Origin of the sequence: Actinospica acidithermotolerans (genome assembly GCF_018139625.1) — a bacterium.
Lineage (GTDB): Bacteria > Actinomycetota > Actinomycetes > Streptomycetales > Catenulisporaceae > Actinospica > Actinospica acidithermotolerans.
Genome location: NZ_JAGSOH010000070.1, coordinates 21,862 through 41,062, shown reverse-complemented (window position 1 = coordinate 41,062; position 19,201 = coordinate 21,862). Strand labels below are relative to the sequence as shown.

Here is a 19,201-nt window from a genome sequence, read left to right as displayed (position 1 = left end):
CCGCCCCGCCCTGCGCGGCGACGGCCCGCTAGGGCAGCAGCAGGTTCACGTCGCCGAACTCGTGCCACAGGTAGCCCCCTGCGATCGCCTCGGCGTAGCAGAGGTCGAGCAGCGGTCGGCCGGCGACGGCCTCGAGCATCAGCAGGTGCGAGGCGCGCGGCTCGTGCCAGCCGGTGAGCAGGCCGTCGACCGCGAACACGCCGCGCTCGGGGGTGATGACCAGGTCGGTCCAGCCGTCGGCCGCGTGCACGCGGCCGGCCGCGTCGACCGCGGATTCGAGGGCGCGCACTACGGTGGTTCCGATGGCCACGACGCGGCCGCCCTCGCGTCGTGTTCGCTCGACCAGAGCAGCGGTGGCCGCGGGCACCTTGAACCGTTCGGCGTACGGCGCCTCATGCGCTTCGGGGGATGCGACGCCGGTGTGCAGCGTGATCGGCGCAATAGTCGTACCGCGCCGCTCCAGCTCCGTCACCAGTTCGGCCGTGAACGGCCGCGCGGCGCTCGGCATCTCGCTGCTGCCCGGCTCGGTCGCGAACACGGTCTGATACGCCTCGATCGGCCACTCCCGGTCGACGTATCCGTACCGGATCGCCTTGCCGTACCAGGCGAGGTACGCCACGAGCGACATGCCGCGCGGCAGCTTGAGCTCCGCGTACCAGAGCCGATCCGTGAAGCGCTCGGTCAGCCGCGCGTGCGCACGTCCCGGCAGCGTGACCACGAGACCGGGCCGCGCCGGCGACTCGGCCGCCGGGTAGAACCGCGCCGCGCCCCCGTCCGGCGCGGGCTCGCGCAGCTCGACCAGGTACGTACCGCGCTCGTTCGGCTCGGCCGAGGACACGTGCACGGCGACGGTCCGGCCGTCGATCAGGTGTCCGGCGAGCGCCGCCGGGAGCGTGCCCGAGTTGTTGACCACGATCAGGTCCTTCGAGGTCAGCACGTCAGGCAGGTCCGTGAAGCGGTGGTGCTCGGCCGTCATCGCCTTCTTGTAGCCGACGACCATCCGCACCCCGTCCCTGGCCAGGCCGCGCGCCTCGGCGGGCGCGTGCGCGGTCAGCTCCTCGGGGACGTCGAAGTCGAATCCGGTCTCCAGACTGAGGCTCATGTCAGGCCTCCTGCCCGAGCAGGCCGGCGGCCGTGAAGCGGCCGGAGGCGGGGTTCTCGTCGAGCAGCCTGCGGAAGGCGGGCACGACGGCGGACGGCAGCGGCCGGTCGGAGATGTCCTCGCCGGGGAAGGCCTCCGCGTGCATCTTCGTGCGCATGTCGCCGGGATCCACGGACCATACGGTCACGTCCGGCTCCTCCTGCGCGAGGATCGCCGAGGCGTGGTCCAGCGCCGCCTTGCTCGCGCCGTAGCCGCCCCAGCCCGCGTACGCCTCGACGGCCGCGTCCGAGGAGATGTTGATGATCCGGCCGTGCTTGAGCCGCAGCTGCGGAAGCAGCAGCTGGGTGAGCGCGAGCGGGCCGAGGACGTTGACCTCGAAGGTCTCCAGCAGCCCGACCAGCGGGAACTGCGCGAGTGTCGGCATCGGGTCGCCCTTGAGGTCGTAGCCGGCGAGCGTGGAGGCGTTGTTGATCAGCAGGTCGGCTCCGCCGAGCTCCGCCGCGGCGTGCGCGAGCTCGGCGCGGTGGTCGTCGTCGACGACGCTCCCCGCCAGCGCCGTCACGGCCGCGCACGCGTCGATCTCGGCGACGGCCTTCTCCAGGTCCTCGGCTCCGCGCGCGGTCAGCACCAGCCGCCAGCCGGCGCCGGCCAGGTATCGGGCCAGTTCGAGCCCGAGGCCGCGGGAGGCGCCGGTGATGACGGCGACCGGCCGGGTGTCGCGGAGGGTTTTCGCGGTTGCGTTCGTGTTCGTCATGCCTCGACGGTCCCGCCGCGCGGTGCGGACCGTGATCGGGCCGCAGCCCGGTCCGTCGCAGGACTTTGGTCCTAGGACCAAGCGCCCGCACGCGGACCGATCCGCTCCGTCGGAGGTCGGCGGTACCGTGGGACGCATGACGTCCGAGAACGGCGCGGGGTCGAGCGCGAGGTCCGCGGCGCTGGCCGCCATGAGCGAGCTGAGCGAGGCCGTGCTCGCGGTCACCCAGCACCTGGACACCTCGACCGTGCTGCGGACGATCCTGCGGACGGCGCGCGACCTGGTCGGCGCCGAGTACGCGGCGCTCGGGGTGCCGGACGGCGCGGGCTCGTTCGCGCGCTTCCTGGTCGAGGGGGTCTCGGACGAGCAGTGGAAGGCGATCGGGCCGCTGCCCAGGCAGCACGGGATGCTCGGCGTGATGATGCAGGATCCGCATCCGCAGCGGCTGCGGGACATCATGGCGGATCCGCGCTTCAGCTGGTGGCCGTCGGCGCATCCGCGGCTGCGCGGCTTCCTCGGCGTGCCGATCCGGGACGGGGACCTGATCCTCGGCGCGCTGTTCATGGGCAACACCGAGCCGGTCGGCGAGGGCGCGGACTTCACGGACGACGACGAGGCGCTGCTGAAGATCCTCGCGGCGCACGCGGCGATCGCACTGACGCACGCGCGGCTCTACGAGCGCGAGCGCGAGCTGGCGATCACGACGGAGCGGGCGCGGCTGGCGCGGGAGCTGCACGATGCCGTGGCGCAGAAGCTGTTCGCGCTGCGGTTGACGGCGCAGGCCGCGAGCAGCCTGGTCGAGTCGGATCCGGAGCGCGCCCGGGAGCAGCTGGCGCAGGTCGGAGCCTTGGCGACGGAGGCGGCCGAGGAGCTGACCACGGCCGTCGGCGAGCTGCGCACGCCGGATCTGGCGGGCGACGGGCTTGCCGAGGCGCTGCGCAAGCAGGTCGCGGTGATCGACCGGGCGCGCAGTTCGCACGGCGGCCCGCGCGTGCGCTTCACCTGCCGCGCGGCGCATTCGCTGCCTCCGACGCACGATCAGGTCGTGCTCCGGGTCGCGCAGGAGGCGCTGCACAACGCGCTCAAGCATGCGGGCGCGAGCCGGATCGAGGTGTCCGTGCAGCCGATCACGACGGGCCCTGAGCGGCTGGTCGGCGGCGTGCGGTTGGTGGTGAGCGACGACGGCACCGGCTTCGATCCGGAGGCGGCGGGCCGCGGACTCGGGCTCGTCTCGATGCGGGAGCGGGCCGATTCGGTCGGCGGTCGGCTCACGGTGCGCACGCGCGAGGGCAAGGGCACGGCGATCGAGTTGGAGGTGCCCGGTGGCCGGGCTTAGCGGGGGCGGTTCGAGCCGGAAGAGCATCAGGGTCCTCATCGCCGATGATCATCCGATGGTCCGGCAGGGGCTGCGGGTGTTCCTGGAGCTGGAGCCGGATCTCGAGGTGGTCGGCGAGGCCTCGGACGGCGCCGAGGCAGCCGCGCTCACCGCCGAACTGCTGCCCGACGTCGTGCTCCTCGACCTGGTCATGCCGGGGGTGGACGGCCTGACCGCGCTGGAGACGCTGGCCGAGCAGGGCTTGGCCGAGCGTGCGCTGGTGGTGACGAGCTTCGGCGAATATCGCAGCGCCCTGCCCGCGCTTCGGGCCGGTGCGCGCGGCTACATCTCCAAGGACGTCGATCCGGCGGCCCTCGCGACGGCCGTGCGCGCGGTCGCCGCGGGTCATGTGCTTCTCGGCCCGCAGGTGACGGAGGCGCTGGTCGCGCAGGCGGGCACCGCGTCAGCGGCCAACCTGGCGGGCGAGCCGCAGGGGCCGCAGCTGACGGCCCGTGAGCGGGAGGTGCTCGAGCAGATCGCCGCCGGCCGCTCGAACCGGGAGATCGCGAAGTCGCTGCAACTCGCGGAGAAGACCGTCAAGACGCACGTGTCGAATGTCCTGATGAAGCTCGGCGTGGCGGACCGGACGCAGGCCGCGCTCTGGGCGGTCAGGCACGAGGAGTGAATACGTCCCGCAGGAACGATGCTCCGGACTCGCCGGCGAACCAGACCGTGTGGTCGATCAGGTAGCGGTAGGCGAGTTCCGAGTTCTCGTCGTTCTTGGTGACTCCGGCGAAGTAGTCGAGTTCGCTGAGCGCGAAGTCCGCGTGGCAGAGCGGGAGCAGGTCCGGGAGCGCGGCCCGTTCGGCGTCGGTGAGGCGGCGGACCTCTTCGTAGCCCGCGATCAGCGCACGCGCGGCCTCGGCGTGCAGTGCCCGCTCGCCCTTCTGGTCCAACTCGACCCACTCGATGGCGTTCCGCTCGATGGCCAGGGCGAGATCGTGCACGGCGAACGCGCGGTCGGCGAGGTTGAAGTCGATGACGGTCGCCGCCGCGTCGCCGCGCCACAGCAGGTTCGAGGCGTGCAGGTCGTTATGCGTCCACAGTGGTTCGAGGTCGCCGAGCCGCGGCCGAAGTCGCTCGTAGAACGGCATGTGCCAGCGCTCCAGCTGACCTCGCCAATCGGCCTTGCGCTCCAGGAAGACTTCCAGCGCGGGCCGTACGGCGACGAACTCCTCGGCGGCGGACATCGCGTCAACCTGATCGCCGAAGATGGTGAATCCGCCGGTCAGCGGGGCGACTGACCGGTTCGGGGCAGCGTAGCCCCTGGCGGATTCGTGCAAGGTCGCCAGGATCCGGCCAGCCGAACGAGCGTGTGCCAGGCTCAGGAACGGCGACCAGGAGATTGCGTCGCGGTACACATCGTCGCCCGCCCCGACGCTGTGTACCTCGTACGTCCAGGCGCCGTCCTCGCTCACGCCCACCGACTCGCCGTGCGCATCGACGAGCACTTGCACGACCGGAGCGCCCTTCGCCGCGAGGTGCCGCAGGAAGCCGTGCTCCTCGGCCAGGCTCTCCCGCGTACGGACACTGACGTGGTGCCGCTTGACGAACACATCCGGCCCATTCGTCGTACGAACGAGGGCGGCGGCCGAGAGCGGTCGCGGGGAACGCCAGCGCACCCCGAGCGCGCCGTCCGCCGCGGGGAACGCGGCGAGCAGGCTGTCGAGCTCGCTCAGCGTCAGCGGCGGCCAATCGGCCTCAGCGGGTTCAATGCCCATCCCGTGCACGAGGTGCGGCGCGGTCGACATGTCAGGCGCTTACGTTGAGGAGCGCGTCGAGCAGTTCCCGTTCGAGCAGGGCGAACTCCGGCAGAGCGAAGGTGTCGGCGTTGCGCGGCCGAGGCAGGCCGATCTCGAAGCGCCGCGTGACACGCGCTGGCCGCGGGCTGAGGACGTGCACGGAGTCGGCGAGGAAGACGGCCTCGCGAATATCGTGCGTGACCAGTACGATCGTCCACCCGTGCCGCTGCCAGGTCTCGGCCAGCCACAGCTGCATCTGCGTGCGCGTCAGCGAGTCGAGCGCGCCGAACGGCTCGTCGAGCAGCAGCACCGGACGGTCCATCGCCACGGTCCGCAGCAGCGCCGCGCGCTGCCGCATGCCCCCGGACAGCTGGGCCGGATACGCGTACTCGAAGCCGGTCAGCCCGAACTCCTCGAACAGCGGCGCGACCCGCTCGCGCGCCGCCTTCTTCTTCACGCCGGCGACTTCGAGGCCGAGGATCGCGTTGTCCTCGATCGTGCGCCACGGGAAGAGCAGGTCCTTCTGCGGCATGTACGCGACGCCGCGCCCGCCGCCGACGTGCACTTCGCCGCTGGTCGGCTTGTCGAGGTCGGCGAGGATGTTCAGCAGCGTGGACTTGCCGCTGCCGCTCGGCCCGATCACGGCTGCGATCTCACCCTCGCGCACCTGGAGGTCGAGCGCGTCGAGGACCTGGAGCGGCGGCTGGCCGGTGCGCGGGTACTCGTGGGTGAGGCCCCGAGTCTCCAGCAGGAATTCCGCGGTCACCGCACGACCTCCCGGCCCGCCCGCTCGTGCTTGCGCCACGGGGTGAGCCAACGCTCCAGCAGATAGGTCAACGTGAACAACGCGACGCTGCCGATCGCGATCACCGCGACCGTCGCGAACACGAGGTCGGTGCGGAAGACCTGCTGCATCTGCTGCAGGTAGATGCCGAGTCCGCTCTCGGCGCCCGCGTATTCGGCGAAGATCGCACCGCCGATCGCGTACGTGATCGCGACGCGAAGGCCGGTGAAGAAGAACGGCAGCGCGCCGGGCACCCGCATGGTCCAGAAGATGCGCCAGCGGCTCGCACCCATCGACCGCATCAGCCGGTCGGCGTCCGCGTCGGCGTTCGCGAATCCGGCGGCCAGCGACGCGGCCAGCGGGAAGAACGTGGCCAGCGCGACGAGCAGGATCTTCGGGCCGATCCCGAAGCCGAACATCACCACGAACAGCGGCGCGATCGCGATGATCGGCACCGTCTGCGAGGCGACCAGCAGCGGGTACACCGCGCGCCGGGCCGCCGGCGAGAAGTCCATGGCCGTGGCCAGCACCCAGGCGAGCACGAAGGAGAACGCGAAGCCGAGCTCGGTCTCGCGCAGCGTCGGCCAGGCATTGTGCGCGATCGCGCGCCGCTGGCCCCAGCCGGCCGAGACGATCTGAGAGGGCGTCGGCAGCACTTCCGGGTTCTTGATCGCGTACTCGGCGACCAGTTGCCAGCCGCCGATGAGCACGGCGGCCAGCAGAACCGGCGGCCAGAGCATACGAATGAGCCGACCGAGTGTCATGCGGTCACGCTCGCGGGAAGATATTGGTTGGTGAACAGCGTCGAGACCTTCGGTTCCGTCTTGATCGGCTTGCCCGCGGAGTCGGTCAGGATGCCGTTTTCGAACATGAACGCGGTCAGCGCCTGCCAGCGCGCGGCGCTCTGGTAGCCGATCCGTCCTTCGGCGTCTTTGTAGTACTGGGCCGCCTCAAGCTGCGCGCTCTGAATGACGAGCTCGGTCTGCGTGCCGAGCACCGCCTGGTTCGCCTGGATGAGCAGGTTCGCCGCCTCGGTCGGGTGCGCGGACGCGTACGCATAGCCCTCTTCGATCGCGGCGAGGAAGCGCTTGGCCACGTCGCCGTTCCGGTGCAGGTAGTGGTTCGAGGAGGCGATGATCGCCGAGTAGATCGCCGGGAAGCCGTAGTCGGTGACGTCGAAGGTGCGCAGCGGCTTGCCGACGAGCGCGGCCTGCAGCACCTCCCAGGTCGGCTCGGGCATCGCGAAATCGGCCTGGCCGGCGTAAAGCGCCTGGTAGGCGTCGGTGTTGAGGGTGACGTCCTTGAACTGCCCGGTCCCGCCCGCCGCGCGGATCACGTACTGCAGCATCGGGACCTCCATCGGGCCGCCGTAGCCCGCGTAGACCTTCCCGTCGAGCTGGGCCGGGCTCTTGATCGCGGCGTCCGCGCGCACCCCGATGACCACGTCCGTCTTCTGGGTGATCGCGAATATCGAGACGATGTCGCCGCCGGCGACCGCGGCCTCGGTCAATCCGTCCTGGTAGGAGATGCCGAAGTCCGCCTTGTGCGTGGAGATCAGCGTCTCGGGGGCGGTCGAGCCGTAGGGCACGATCCGCAGGTTGATTCCGCGCGCCGCGAAGTAGCCGAGCTGCTGCGCGACGAAGATGCCGGTGTGGTTCGTGTTCGGCGTCCAGTCGAGGGCCAGGGACACGTCGGTCATCGACACGCCGTCGTTCGCCGCCTGCTGGGTGCCCGCCGCGCCCGAGCCGGGCCCGCCGCCCCAGGCGGTGAGCGCGGTCACCCCCGCGCCGAGGCCGAGGGCCAGCAGCGAGCGGCGGGTGAGGTTGGGCGGGCGGTCGCCCGGGTCCGGCGGTGAGTTCACAGGGCGTGATCATACCCGCAGGTGCGAGCTGCTCTAAGATCGCCCATATGTCCACCACATATGCGGACGCGGGCGGGCTGGAGCGGGCGCTGGCGGCGGCGCTCGCGCCCGAACTCGTGGAGTTCGGGGAGGGGACGCGGGCGATCTACGCGACGGACTCGTCGAACTACCGGCAGGTTCCGATCGGGGTGGTCTTCCCACGCTCGGCGCAGGACGTGGCCGCCGCGCTGAAGGTCTGCGCGGCGCACGACGTGCCGGTACTCGGCCGCGGTGGCGGGACGTCGCTCGCCGGCCAGGCGTGCAACACGGCGGTGGTCTTCGACTTCAGCCGACACATGAACCGCATCCTGGATATCGATCCGAAGGCGCGCACGGCGCGCGTCCAGCCTGGCGTCGTCCTCGACGACCTTCGCCACGCGGCCGAGGCGCACGGACTGACATTCGGCCCCGACCCGGCCACGCATGCCTGGTGCACCCTCGGCGGGATGATCGGCAACAACTCCTGCGGCACGCACGCGCTCTCCGCGGGCAAGACCGTCGACAACGTACTGCGGCTCCGCGTGGCCTGCTACGAAGGCGGCGAGTACGAATTCGGCGAATACGACGAGGCGGCTTACGCGGCGCTGGTCCGCGAGGGTGCACCTGAAGCCGGAATCCTGGGGTCGCTGCGCGAGATCGGCCGCCGGCACGCGGACCTGGTGCGCGAACGCTACCCGGACATCCCGCGCCGCGTGTCGGGCTACAACCTGGAGCAACTGCTGCCCGGCCAGCCGCTCAACGTCGCACGGCTGCTGGTCGGCACCGAGTCGACGTGCGCGCTGGTCACCGAGGCGGTCGTCAGCCTTGCGCCGAGCCCCGGCCACCGCCGCCTCATCGTCCTCGGCTACCCCAGCGTCTTCGACGCAGCCGACGCCGTCCCCTCCCTGCTCCCGCACGGTCTGCTCGGCCTGGAGGGCTTCGACGTCACCCTCGTGCGCCAGATGCGCTCCCGGAGCCTGAACGTCGAGCACCTGCCTGTCCTGCCCGACCTCGACAAAGCCATCGCATCGGGGTCAGGGGGCTGGCTCCTCGCCGAGGTGGGCGGCTCCTCGGCCGCCGAGGCCGACGCCGCTGCCCAATCACTCATCACCGCGCTTCCCTCCGGCGTCTCCTACCGTCTCCTCGTCTCCCCGGCGGACCAGCGCGGCGCCTGGGCGATCCGCGAATCAGGGCTCGGTGCCACCGCGATCCGTGAGGACGGCGGCCACAACGCCGAGGGCTGGGAGGACGGCGCCGTCCCGCCGGAACGGCTCGGCGAGTACCTGCGGGCGATCTCAGAGCTCTGGGACGAGTTCGGGTACTCCGGCGCGTGGTACGGGCATTTCGGCCAGGGCTGCGTCCACACGCGCAACAACTTCGACCTGCACACGAAGGCCGGGCTGCGGGCGTACCGCGCGTACGTGGAGCGCGCGGCCGACCTCGTCGTATCGCTCGGCGGCTCGCTCTCCGGCGAGCACGGCGACGGCCAGGCGCGCGGCGAACTGCTCGAGCGCATGTACGGACCCGAGCTTGTGGACGCGTTCAGGCAGGTGAAGGCGGTCTTCGACCCGCGGGGCCGGATGAATCCCGGCAAGGTCGTCGACCCGTACCCGCTCGACACGAACCTGCGCCAGGGCCCGGGATACCGCCGCGCACGCCCCGAACCGGGCGCCTTCTTCGCGCTGCTCGACGACGAATCCTCTCTCCAGCACGCCGCGGAACGCTGTGTCGGCGTGGGCCGCTGCCGCCGCGACGACGCCGGGGTCATGTGCCCGTCGTACCGCGTGACCAGGGACGAGAAGCACTCGACTCGCGGCCGCGCGAAGCTGCTCGTGGAGATGTTCCAGGGCGAGGTCACTCCGAATACGTGGCGCAACAAGGAGGTCCGCGACGCGCTGGACCTGTGCCTCGCCTGCAAGGGCTGCGCCGTCGACTGCCCCACACACGTGGACATGGCGACGTACAAGTCGGAATTCCTTGCCCACCACTACCGCCGCCGGCTGCGCCCGCGCGCCATGTACGTCCTGGCCCTCACGCCGTGGATCGCGCGCATCGCGGCCCGCGTCCCCCGGCTCGCCAACGCGGTGCTCAACTCCGGCCGCTTCAGCGCTCTGCTTCGCAGGTCCGCTGGCATCACCACCCAGCGCCCCGCGCCGGTTGTCGCCGCCAAAACCCTGCGACGCTCACACCGTGGCGCGGAACTCCCGGATACACCGAGCGTCGTACTCTGGCCGGACACGTTCACCGACGCCTACCGCCCCGAGATCGCCGAACAGTGGCGGCGCGTCTTCGAGTCCGTTGGCGAACGTGTCGCGGTCCCGACCGAATGGGCCTGCTGCGGACGTCCCCTCTACGACGCCGGAATGCTCAAGCTGGCCAAACGCACGCTGCGCGGCCTGCTCGACGCCCTGGACACGTACATCGCCGCCGGAGTCCCGATCGTCGTCCCCGAGCCCAGTTGCCTCGCCGCGTTCCGCGACGAGCTCCCCGGCCTGCTCCCCGACGACCCGCGCGCCGAGAAGCTGGCGTCGCTGGCCCGCTCGCCCGCCGAGCACCTCCTGAGCCTCGACGCCGACGACCTCTCCCCGCTCGCGGCCGAGGAATTCGGCGTGCGCGTCCTCGTCCACCCGCACTGCCATGCCCGTGCCGCGCACTCCGCCGACGCCGATCGACGAATCCTCGCCCAACTCGGCTACACGGTGGACGTCCTCGACGCCGGCTGCTGCGGACTGGCCGGCTCCTTCGGCTTCCGCGCCGAGCACGAGCCGCTCTCCCGCCAGATCGGCGAGGAGCAGTGGCTGACGAAGATCGACGCCGCGCTCTGGTCCGAGGACAGTGGCGGTAGGGTGGAGCTGCTGCTCGACGGATTCTCCTGCGCGACGCAGTTCTCGCACCTCGCGCACCCCTCGTCTCCTCGGCCGTCCACGCTGGCCGAGCTCATTGGGAGGAACTGCACCTGATGGCCCGATTCAAGGTTGGCGTCCAGCTGCGCCCGCAGCACTGCACGATGGACCAGCTGCGCGAGGCGTGGACCGCCGCCGACGCGCTCGAGGTCGACACGATCTGGACGTGGGACCACTTCTACCCGCTGTTCGGCGAGCCCGACGGCCCGCACTACGAGTGCTGGACCACGCTCGCCGCGATCGCCGCGACGACCAGGCACGCGCGGTTCGGCGCCCTGGTCACCTGCAACAGCTACCGCAATCCCGAGCTGCTGGCCGACATGGCCCGCACCATCAACGAGATCAGCGGCGGCCGCGCCATCCTCGGCATCGGCGCCGGCTGGTTCGAGCGTGACTACACCGAGTACGGCTACGAGTTCGGCGACGCCCCCGGCCGTCTCAGGGCCCTCAAGGAGGCGCTCCCCCGCATCAAGTCCCGCCTCGCCAAGCTCAACCCCGCCGCCCCCGACCTGCCGATCATGATCGGCGGCAGCGGCCCCAAGGTCACCCTCCGGCTCACAGCGGAGTACGCCCAGCTGTGGAACGGCATGGGCGACCCCGCCACCTTCGCCGAGAAGGTGCGGATCCTCGACGACTGGTGCGCCGAGATCGGCCGCGATCCGAAGGAGATCGACCGCACCGTCATGATCAACAACGACCGCCTCGACCAGGTCGACGAGTACCTGGAGGCCGGCGCCACGCACATCATCCTCGGCAGCGACGCCCCCTTCGACCTCGAACCCCTCACCCGCCTCCTCAAGCTGGCCCGCGGCTGAACCGCTCGACCCACGCGGCACGTCCACCAGATCGTCGGCGGCCTCCCGTAACGTCGCTCCCACAGCCGCGAACTCCAGGACCGCGGCCCGCGGCTGAACCGCTCGACCCCCGCCGCACGTCCACCAGATCGTCGGTGGCCTCCCGTAACCTCGCTCCCACAGCCGCGAACTCCAGAACCGCGGCCCGCGGCCCGCGGCTGAACCGCTCGACCCCCGCGGCACGTCCACCAGATCGTCGGCGGCCTCCCGTAACCTCACTCCCACAGCCGCGAACTCCAGAACCGCGGCCCGAGCGACCAGGGAGGCCACCGATGATCGGACGGCTGATGAAGGCAACCGCGCAGCCCGGCCGCGGCCCCGAACTGTCCACACTCATGCTCCGCGTCGCCGAGAGCCTGCGCGGCTTCCCCGGTTGCGAGGTCTACGCGATCGCGAACGACGCGAGTGATCCGGACACGATCCGCGTCATCGAGGTCTGGCACTCCGAGGAGGCCGCCCAGGCCGCGATCACCGCGCCGCCCAGCGAGGGCGCTCCCAAGCCCGCCGACGTGCTCGCACTCCTCGCCTGCCCGCCGGAGCGCATCGACCTGACGGTCTCAGGCGGCGTCGGCGTCGGCGTCGGCCTGTCGTAAGCTGCGCCGCTCGTCGGCGAGCGTAGCCGACCGCCCCCATGGTGACCGCCCCGGGACGCACGGGTGTAGCCAACCGCCACGTTGCGGCGACCGCCGCGGGGCGCACGGGCGTCGCCGGCCGCCACGTTGCGGTGACCGTCGGGCGCGCACGCGCCGTCGGCCGTACTTCGGACATATCAGGGCGACGGCCACCTGACCATCCTCGAATCCGCCGTTAGCCGACAGCCGTTAGCAGACAGCCGTTAGCCGTCAGCCCTTACCCGACCGTCGTCAGCCGTCAGCTGTTAGCCGTCAGCCGTCAGCCCTTACCTGTCAGCCGCTACCCGATAGCCCCTAGCCGTCAGCCGTCAGCCCCATCAGCTGTCAGCCTTCTTCCTCGGCTTGGCGTCTTCCGGGGCATCGGCGGCGCGCTCTACCGCTTCAGCGATGGTCATCGGCTCGGTGAGGTAGCCGACCTTCTCCTTGAGCAGGGCGCGGAACTGGGCCAGCGGCGAGCCGGGCTGGGCGGAGCCGCTGCGGACGGCCACGGCGATGTGGCGGGTCGGGGGGTCGACCGTGATGGGGAGGATCTTCACCGAATCGGGGACCACGCGGGGCAGGCCGAGGCGCGGGATGACCGAGACGCCGAGGCCGTGGCCGACCATCGCGACGGAGGCGGCGAAGTCCGTGGTGTTGTGCGCGGCGCGCGGCTGGAAGCCGGCTACGGCGCAGGCGGCCATGATGATCTCGTGCGTCGAGGTCCAGTGCCGGCTGAGCACCCACGGCTCGTAGGCGAGCCTGCTGAGCCGGTCCAGCTCGTCGAGCGCGCCGAGGGGGTGGACGGCCGGGACGACCGCGCGGTAGGTGTCCGCCAGCAGCGGTTCGAGGCTGATGCGGCGGTCCGCGAGCAGCGGGCGGTTCGGGGCGATCATCACGACGGACAGGTCGAGTTCGCGGTCGAGCAGCATCGCCATCGACTCTTCGGATTCGACCTCGTCGATTTGGATGCTCCAGCCGCCGTTGCGATGCAGCGCCGTGGAGACGGCGTCGGCGACGAAGCACTGCAGGGCGCTGGAGAATCCGCCGACGCGCAGCACGGCGCTGTCGCCGTGCTGGTAGCTGCGCATGTCGCTCTCGGCCTGCTCGAAGCGCTCGAGGATGGCGTCGGCGTGTTCGAGCAGGATCTTCGCGGGCTGCGTCAGCACCACGCCGCGGCCCCGCTTCTCCAGCAGCGTGCACCCGGTGGTACGTGCCAGCGAGTTGAGCTGCTGGGAGACGGCGGACGGACTCAGGTGCAGCGTCTCGGCCGCGGCGACGACGGTGCCGTGGTCGGCGAGGGCTCGAAGCGTCCGCAGGTGGTTCGGATCTATCATGCAGATCACCTTGATGATTCCATGCAGAACTATTCGATGGACCTGCAGATTACCGGACCGCCGGAGCGCGGTCCATGCCCGCAGCCCCCGCCCCGCATCCACCGAATACGTGCCCTGAGAGATCCGAACGCCGAACGTCACCTGCCCATACCGACCACGGCCGACCGCCGTCGACCACAGCCGCCGCCAGACCACACCCTTCGTCAGCCACAACCGCCACGCCCACAGCCCCCGCGGACCCACACCCTCCGGCCGACCACAGCCGCCGCCAGACCACGCCCTCCGGTCAGCCACAACCGCCGCGGCCACAGCCACCGCCGATCCGCGCCCTTCGGCCCACGCCCATCGGCCTGCGACGGACTGACCGCCGGTCAGACGCCGGTGGCCTCGAAGCGCGCGGCGACCTCCTTGGCGTGCGCGGCGGCGTCGGTGTGGCCCTGGGCGCGCAGCTCCTTGGCCTGCGGGACCAGCTCGGACATGGCCGGGACGCGCTCGGCGAGGGTGAGCTGGACGGTGACGAAGCGGACGTCGAGGCCGAGGGCCTTGCCCAGCACCGTCTCCAGGTACGGCCGCACGTGGTCCCAGCCGTCGCGCGGGGTGCCGGGGAAGTAGCCGCCGCCGTAGCTGGCCACGACGGTCGCCGGGCGGCCGGCCAGCGGCAGCGGGTCGACGCCGACGACCTGTCCGTTCACCAGGATCTGGTCCAGCCAGGCCTTGAAGGAGCCGGGCACGGCCCAGTTGTACATCGGGACGCCGAACAGGAACGCGTCCGCCTCCAGCACCTCGTTCACCAGCTCCTCGCGCTGCGCGAGCGCGGCCTGCTGCTCCGGCGTGCGGTTCTCCTCGGGGGTGAACGAGGCGGTCAGCGTCAGCTCGTTGAGCTGCGGAACCGGCTGGGCGCCGAGGTCGCGGTAGGTGACCAGGCCGCCCGGGTGCTCCGCTGCCCAGGTCTGCCGGTAGGTCGCGGTGACCTCCTTCGACACAGAGTTCTGCGAGAACACGGACGAATCGATGTGCAGCAGGCGGGCCATGGGTTGCTCCTCAGATCGTTTGATCGGCATCTCGTCTTAACTCAAGAATGTCTGTCCCACAGATTATTTGTCAAGCCCGCGCAATGCGGTACGCTGGTGACATGGCCGAAGAGACCGCCGCACCCGCCCGGACCGGCGAGCAGGAGGACCTGTCCTGGCTGCTCGCCAACGCCTTCCGGGCGCACCTGGGCGTGCTGCGCCAGGCGGTCGGCGACCTGCCCCACGGGGCCCGCGGCTTCAGCGCGCTGCGGATGGCGGCCGAGCCAGTCCCGCGCAACCAGGCGGAGCTGGCGAAGTTCCTCGGCCTGGACCGGACCGTGATGGTCTACCTCGTCGACGACCTGGAGAAGGCGGGCCTGGTCGAGCGGGTGCCCGACCCGAGCGACCGTCGCAGCAAGCTGATCCGGGCGACGCCGGCGGGCGTGGCCCGGCTGTGCGAGCTGCGCCGGGCCACGGAGGCGGCCGAGGCCGAGCTGCTCTCCGACCTGTCCCCGGCCGAGGCCGAGCTGCTGCACTCCTTGCTGCGGCGCGTGGCGGCGCGCGGTGCCCGGTACGATCAAGCGCATGACTGCCAGGCCGACGCAAACGAGTGCTGACGGGCTCTTCGCCGTCGCGGCCGACTTCTGGGGCTACCTCGAGTCCGAGCCGCTGGACGGCTGGGAGCTGCGCGCCGGAGCCGGATTCACGAACCGGGCCAACTCCGTCTGGCCCCTCGGCCCGCTGCGCCGCCCGCTGCCGCAGGCCCTCGACGAGATCCGCGCCTGGTACACCGAGCGGGGCCTGTCCGCGCAGGTGCTCGCGGAGATCGGCAGCGAGTTCGACGTCGCGCTCGTCGAGCACGGCTGCGGCGAGGCGCACGACGGCGCGTACCGGCAGACGGCCGCGGTCGCGCCCGCCCTCGAGGCGCTCAACAGCTATCAGCACCCGAACGTGCCGCTGTCCACCGCCGACCGCCCGCAGGACCGCTGGCTGCGCCTCTACCGGCAGGGGACCATCCCGCCGCAGGCCAAGGAGATCCTCGGCTCCGGCGAGCGCTACCGGTACGCCACGATCTACGACGAGAGCTCGGGCGAGCCGCTCGCCATCGGCCGCGCCGCGCTGTCCCGGGCGTCAGGGGGCTGGGTCGGCCTGGCCGGGATAGAGACGGCTCCGGCGGCGCGGCGGCGCGGCCTGGCCCGGCTGATCCTCAGGACACTGCTGGCCTGGGCCGACGAGCAGGGCGCCGAGCACGCGATGCTGGAGGTGCGGCGGGAGAACGAAGCGGCGCTCGCGCTCTACCGGCAGCTCGGCTTCGTCACGGCGCACGAGTACCACTACCGGACGATAGGCGTCGCCGCCGCGTCCTGATCCGCCCTGTTCGTGATCCAGTACGCTGGCGGCATGGCGGAGAAGTCGAAGTTCGATACCGAGTCCACGGCCCGGCACTACGCCGCGGCCCGGCCCACGTACCCCTCCGAGCTGTTCGACGCCCTCGACGATCTGCTCGGCGGCGAGCTCGCCCTCGCCGACGCGAGCGTCGTGGATGTGGCCGCGGGCACCGGGATCTCCTCCCGACAGCTCGCCGAGCGCGGGGCGCGGGTGACCGCCGTCGAACTGTCCGCGGCGATGCTCTCCGAGCTGGCCGCCTCCTCCCCCGGCGTGCACGCCGTGCAGGGCAGCGGCCACGCCCTGCCGCTCGCCGACGACAGCGCCGACCTGATCACGTACGCCCAGGCCTGGCACTGGATGGATCCCGATCTGGCGCTGCCGGAGGCCAGCCGGGTGCTGCGGCCGGGCGGGCTGCTCGCGCTGTGGTGGAACCAGACGGACCGGTCCAGCGGCTGGGAGCGGGATCAAGCCGACCGGATCACCGCCGTGGCCGGCCCCAGCTGGAACCGGTATTCGGCGACCGAGATGTTCGAGCGGGTGGACCTCCCCGAGGGCCTGCACACGCATGGGTTCACGTTCGATTGGGAGCGCACCGTCGATCTGGAGACGCACATATCGAACGTCGCGTCGAAGTCGTACATCGCCGGGCTCGGCGCGGGCACCGCGCCGTTCCTGGAGCAGGAGCGGCGGATCCTCGGCGAGGTGTTCCCGGACGGGCAGGTCGTCGAGCGATTCAGCACGCTGCTGGTCGCCACTATGCCGAACATCCGGGCCACGATCGCCGACCACGTCTGAGATCAGTCCTCCGGCAGCCGCCAGACCTCGGGCAGACCGGCCTCGGCCCCGTCCGCGGAGTAATCGTGCACGATGTCGAGCAGGTCGGCCATCCGCGCCTGCCAGGCGATGTTCACCGGCAGGCTCTCCAGCTGCGCGAGCAGCCGCGCATAGTCCTCGCACTCGATCAGGTGGAACAGTTCGGTTCCGCTGCGCCAGATCGACCAGCGCTTCGCGCCGGCGGCCCGGATCGCGGCCGTCAGCTCGGCCGGCACCTCGCGGTGCGCGGCCTCGTACTCGGCTATCCGGTCGGCCCGCACCCGGGTGTGCAACGCGATACGCATCATGGGTGCGTTTCTACCACAGACATCCGAGGTCTCGGCAGCCTCGGGCGGCCGCGCCGATATTGCGTTGCCGCAGGCGGTGCCGTGTGGGTCAATGGAGTCCGGCGCGGCTGAGCGTCCGTGTGGTGCGGACCGGCCCGATCCATCGACCGAGGACAGGAGGACTCCAGTGCTGATGTCGCGACTTCCCGCGCACCGCTGTCGCAGGCCCCTGCCCCGGCCGGGCGTGTAGTTCCCCCACGGACCTCGCCGCGCCCGTCTCCGGGTCGTTCCGCAGTACCCTCATCGCTCTTTTCTTCGCACACCACGACAAGGACTTCAGCATGCCCATGCACGAGCTGCCCGGCGGCGGCAAGGTTCCCATCCGGCTGTGGGCCGACCCCGCTTCGATCGAGGAGCAGGCCCTTCGGCAGTTGCACAACGTGAGTACGGTTCCGCAGGTCGCGGGCGTCGCCGTGATGCCCGACGTGCACACCGGGATCGGCGCGACGGTCGGCAGCGTCATCGCGATGCGCGGGGCGGTGTGTCCCGCCGCGGTCGGCGTGGACATCGGCTGCGGGATGACCGCGGTGCGCACCTCGCTCACCGCCGCCGACCTGCCCGACGATCTCGGCGCCCTGCGGAGCCGGATCGAGAAGGCGATCCCGGTCGGCCGGGCCGGACACGCGACGCCCGTCGACCCGGCGAAGCTCGGCGGCTTCGACGTCCCGCGCTGGACGGAGTTCTGGCGGGAGTTCGACGCGCTGGCCCCGGCCGTGCACGCGCGGCGGCAGCGGGCGCTGAGCCAGATGGGGACGCTCGGTTCCGGCAACCACTTCATCGAGCTCTGCCTCGACACCGAAGACCGGGTGTGGCTGATGCTGCACTCCGGCTCGCGGAACGTCGGCAAGGAACTCGCCGAGTACCACATCGGGATCGCGCGCGGCCTGGACCACAACCAGGGCCTGGTCGACCGCGACCTGGCCGTGTTTCTGGAGAAGACCCCTGAGATGGCGGCCTACCGGGCCGACCTGTTCTGGGCGCAGGAGTACGCGCGCTACAACAGGGCCGTGATGATGGCGCTGTTCCGGCACGTCGTCGCACGCGCCTTCAAGGCCGCCGAGCCGGCGTTCGACCAGACCATCTCCTGCCACCACAACTACGTGGCGGAGGAGACGTACGACGGCGAGCAACTGCTGGTGACGCGGAAGGGCGCGATCCGGGCCGGCTCCGGCGAGTACGGGATCATCCCGGGCTCGATGGGGACCCGGTCCTACATCGTCAAGGGACTCGGCAACAAGGCGGCGTTCAACTCGGCGTCCCACGGCGCGGGCCGGCTGATGAGCCGGTCCAAGGCGCGCAAGTCCTTCACCCAGAAGGACCTGGAGCGGCAGACCGCGGGCGTGGAGTGCCGGAAGGACACCGGGGTGATCGACGAGATCCCGGGCGCCTACAAGCCGATCGAGCAGGTCATGGCCGCGCAGACCGACCTCGTCGAGGTCGCCGCGGAGCTGCGGCAGGTCATCTGCGTCAAGGGCTGAGCGCGGCGCGACACAGGTCGGCCGGCGACCGGGCACAGTGTGGGGATGCCCGGTCGTCGGCCGTCTGCCATCTGGATCGCGTTGAACTGTCAGCTCCCCTGTTGGCCGACAGGCCTTGCGCCGCCTGACGGGGTTAAGCTTGCCAAGACCGCCTCACATCTGACTAACGTGTCGCTATACGCCCTGGTCAGAAGCGCTTTTTCGGGGCTTTGCGCGGCGGTACGGGCTGACCGTGGGGTCGCCGTGGACGTGGAAGCGCCACGGAACGTCCGCCGCCTGGCTGACGCCGACGCGCGGTCCGGAGCGGATCAGCTCGCCAGCCACGGGCTTTCCCGGCTCCAGCGTCAGGGCGCCCAGCGACTCGCACAGGTCGGTGCCGTTGAGCTCGCGGGTGAGTCCGAGGGCCGTGGCGAGGCGGCCGGGCCCGCGTGCCAGGTCGGCGTCGACGCGCGAGGCGACGCGGCGCGAGCGGGCGAGAGGGAGGCCGTCGACGACCTCTCCGGCCCGGATCAGCACCCCTTCGCCGGTGCCCTCCGGCATGCAGACCGCGTTGACCGCGTAGTGCAGGCCGTAGATGAAGTACACGTATGCGTGCCCGGGCGGTCCGAACATGACCGCGTTGCGCGCCGTCTTCCCGCGGTACGCGTGCGAGGCGGGGTCCCGCGCGCCGGCATACGCCTCGACCTCGGTGATCCGGACGGTGACTGAGCCCTCCTCCGAGCGCGCGGTCAGCAGGCAGCCCAACAGCTCGGGCGCCACGTCGGGCGCGGTCCTGGTGAAGAACTCCCTGAGCGGCACGCGCTCACTGTACCCCGGCCGAAGATCG

The 19,201-nt window shown here is 71.2% G+C and carries 19 protein-coding genes; 9 read left to right on the top strand and 10 right to left on the bottom strand.

Annotated elements, in window-relative coordinates:
* Positions 1-28: 28 nt before the first annotated feature.
* A complete protein-coding gene (locus KDK95_RS21785) occupies positions 29-1,102 on the bottom strand; it encodes an S-adenosylmethionine:tRNA ribosyltransferase-isomerase (protein WP_212520092.1) in 1,074 nt (357 codons plus the stop codon).
* Between the two features lies 1 nt (position 1,103).
* Positions 1,104-1,856: an SDR family NAD(P)-dependent oxidoreductase gene (locus KDK95_RS21780; protein WP_212520091.1), complete on the bottom strand. Its 753-nt coding sequence runs from the start codon at positions 1,854-1,856 to the stop codon at positions 1,104-1,106.
* 136 nt (positions 1,857-1,992) lie between these two features.
* Between KDK95_RS21780 and KDK95_RS21775 the strand changes: the two genes are divergently transcribed.
* Both KDK95_RS21775 and KDK95_RS37795 read left to right on the top strand, forming a co-directional pair.
* Positions 1,993-3,192, top strand: a complete 1,200-nt coding sequence (locus KDK95_RS21775) for a GAF domain-containing sensor histidine kinase (RefSeq protein WP_249161671.1) — start codon at positions 1,993-1,995, stop codon at positions 3,190-3,192.
* A gap of 55 nt (positions 3,193-3,247) precedes the next feature.
* Positions 3,248-3,856 carry a LuxR C-terminal-related transcriptional regulator gene (locus KDK95_RS37795; RefSeq protein WP_212520090.1) on the top strand — a complete coding sequence of 203 codons (609 nt, stop codon included), beginning with the start codon at positions 3,248-3,250 and terminating at the stop codon, positions 3,854-3,856.
* Here the strand turns inward: KDK95_RS37795 and KDK95_RS21765 are convergent.
* From KDK95_RS21765 to KDK95_RS21750, 4 genes are read right to left on the bottom strand one after another with little or no spacing between them, the layout of a single operon-like run.
* Positions 3,840-4,982, bottom strand: a complete 1,143-nt coding sequence (locus tag KDK95_RS21765; protein WP_212520089.1) for a phosphotransferase enzyme family protein — start codon at positions 4,980-4,982, stop codon at positions 3,840-3,842. The two genes, KDK95_RS37795 and KDK95_RS21765, sit on opposite strands and share 17 nt — an antisense overlap.
* Position 4,983: 1 nt before the next feature.
* Positions 4,984-5,739 carry an ABC transporter ATP-binding protein gene (locus KDK95_RS21760; RefSeq protein ID WP_212520088.1) on the bottom strand — a complete coding sequence of 252 codons (756 nt, stop codon included), beginning with the start codon at positions 5,737-5,739 and terminating at the stop codon, positions 4,984-4,986.
* On the bottom strand, positions 5,736-6,521 hold the full coding sequence (locus tag KDK95_RS21755) for an ABC transporter permease (protein WP_212520087.1): 786 nt from the start codon (positions 6,519-6,521) through the stop codon (positions 5,736-5,738). The genes KDK95_RS21760 and KDK95_RS21755 overlap by 4 nt, the downstream gene beginning before the upstream one ends.
* Positions 6,518-7,618 (bottom strand): ABC transporter substrate-binding protein, encoded by a 1,101-nt coding sequence (locus KDK95_RS21750; protein ID WP_212520086.1) that lies wholly within the window; start codon positions 7,616-7,618, stop codon positions 6,518-6,520. The genes KDK95_RS21755 and KDK95_RS21750 overlap by 4 nt, the downstream gene beginning before the upstream one ends.
* A 47-nt stretch (positions 7,619-7,665) precedes the next feature.
* On the opposite strand from KDK95_RS21750, the gene KDK95_RS21745 reads away from it, so the two are divergent.
* From KDK95_RS21745 to KDK95_RS21735, 3 genes are all read left to right on the top strand, one after another.
* Entirely contained in the window at positions 7,666-10,596 is a 2,931-nt protein-coding gene (locus KDK95_RS21745) for an FAD-binding and (Fe-S)-binding domain-containing protein (protein ID WP_212520085.1), read from the top strand.
* Positions 10,596-11,354, top strand: a complete 759-nt coding sequence (locus KDK95_RS21740; protein WP_212520084.1) for an LLM class F420-dependent oxidoreductase — start codon at positions 10,596-10,598, stop codon at positions 11,352-11,354. The genes KDK95_RS21745 and KDK95_RS21740 overlap by 1 nt, the downstream gene beginning before the upstream one ends.
* Positions 11,355-11,665: 311 nt before the next feature.
* Entirely contained in the window at positions 11,666-11,986 is a 321-nt protein-coding gene (locus KDK95_RS21735; RefSeq protein ID WP_212520083.1) for a putative quinol monooxygenase, read from the top strand.
* Positions 11,987-12,342: 356 nt separating this feature from the next.
* On the opposite strand, the gene KDK95_RS21730 is transcribed toward KDK95_RS21735, so the two are convergent.
* On the bottom strand, positions 12,343-13,338 hold the full coding sequence (locus tag KDK95_RS21730; protein ID WP_212520082.1) for a LysR family transcriptional regulator: 996 nt from the start codon (positions 13,336-13,338) through the stop codon (positions 12,343-12,345).
* Between the two features lie 371 nt (positions 13,339-13,709).
* Positions 13,710-14,369, bottom strand: coding sequence for an FMN-dependent NADH-azoreductase (locus KDK95_RS21725; RefSeq protein ID WP_212520081.1), 660 nt, complete (start codon positions 14,367-14,369; stop codon positions 13,710-13,712).
* A gap of 101 nt (positions 14,370-14,470) precedes the next feature.
* Here KDK95_RS21725 and KDK95_RS21720 point away from each other — a divergent pair, with 101 nt between their 5' ends.
* Genes KDK95_RS21720 through KDK95_RS21710 form a run of 3 tightly spaced genes read left to right on the top strand, consistent with a single transcriptional unit; the run spans position 14,471 to position 16,532 of the window.
* Positions 14,471-14,965: a MarR family winged helix-turn-helix transcriptional regulator gene (locus KDK95_RS21720; RefSeq protein WP_212520080.1), complete on the top strand. Its 495-nt coding sequence runs from the start codon at positions 14,471-14,473 to the stop codon at positions 14,963-14,965.
* Complete coding sequence (locus KDK95_RS21715) at positions 14,934-15,716, top strand: GNAT family N-acetyltransferase (RefSeq protein ID WP_212520079.1); 783 nt, start codon at positions 14,934-14,936, stop codon at positions 15,714-15,716. The genes KDK95_RS21720 and KDK95_RS21715 overlap by 32 nt, the downstream gene beginning before the upstream one ends.
* 33 nt (positions 15,717-15,749) lie before the next feature.
* Positions 15,750-16,532, top strand: a complete 783-nt coding sequence (locus KDK95_RS21710) for a class I SAM-dependent methyltransferase (RefSeq protein ID WP_212520078.1) — start codon at positions 15,750-15,752, stop codon at positions 16,530-16,532.
* Positions 16,533-16,534: 2 nt separating this feature from the next.
* Here the strand turns inward: KDK95_RS21710 and KDK95_RS21705 are convergent, their stop codons facing one another.
* Positions 16,535-16,855 (bottom strand): L-rhamnose mutarotase, encoded by a 321-nt coding sequence (locus KDK95_RS21705; protein WP_372463363.1) that lies wholly within the window; start codon positions 16,853-16,855, stop codon positions 16,535-16,537.
* A 323-nt stretch (positions 16,856-17,178) separates the two neighbouring features.
* Here KDK95_RS21705 and KDK95_RS21700 point away from each other — a divergent pair, with 323 nt between their 5' ends.
* Entirely contained in the window at positions 17,179-18,375 is a 1,197-nt protein-coding gene (locus tag KDK95_RS21700; RefSeq protein WP_249161669.1) for an RtcB family protein, read from the top strand.
* Between the two features lie 174 nt (positions 18,376-18,549).
* Here the strand turns inward: KDK95_RS21700 and KDK95_RS21695 are convergent, their stop codons facing one another.
* Positions 18,550-19,173 (bottom strand): DNA-3-methyladenine glycosylase, encoded by a 624-nt coding sequence (locus tag KDK95_RS21695; protein ID WP_212520076.1) that lies wholly within the window; start codon positions 19,171-19,173, stop codon positions 18,550-18,552.
* Positions 19,174-19,201 lie beyond the last annotated feature (28 nt).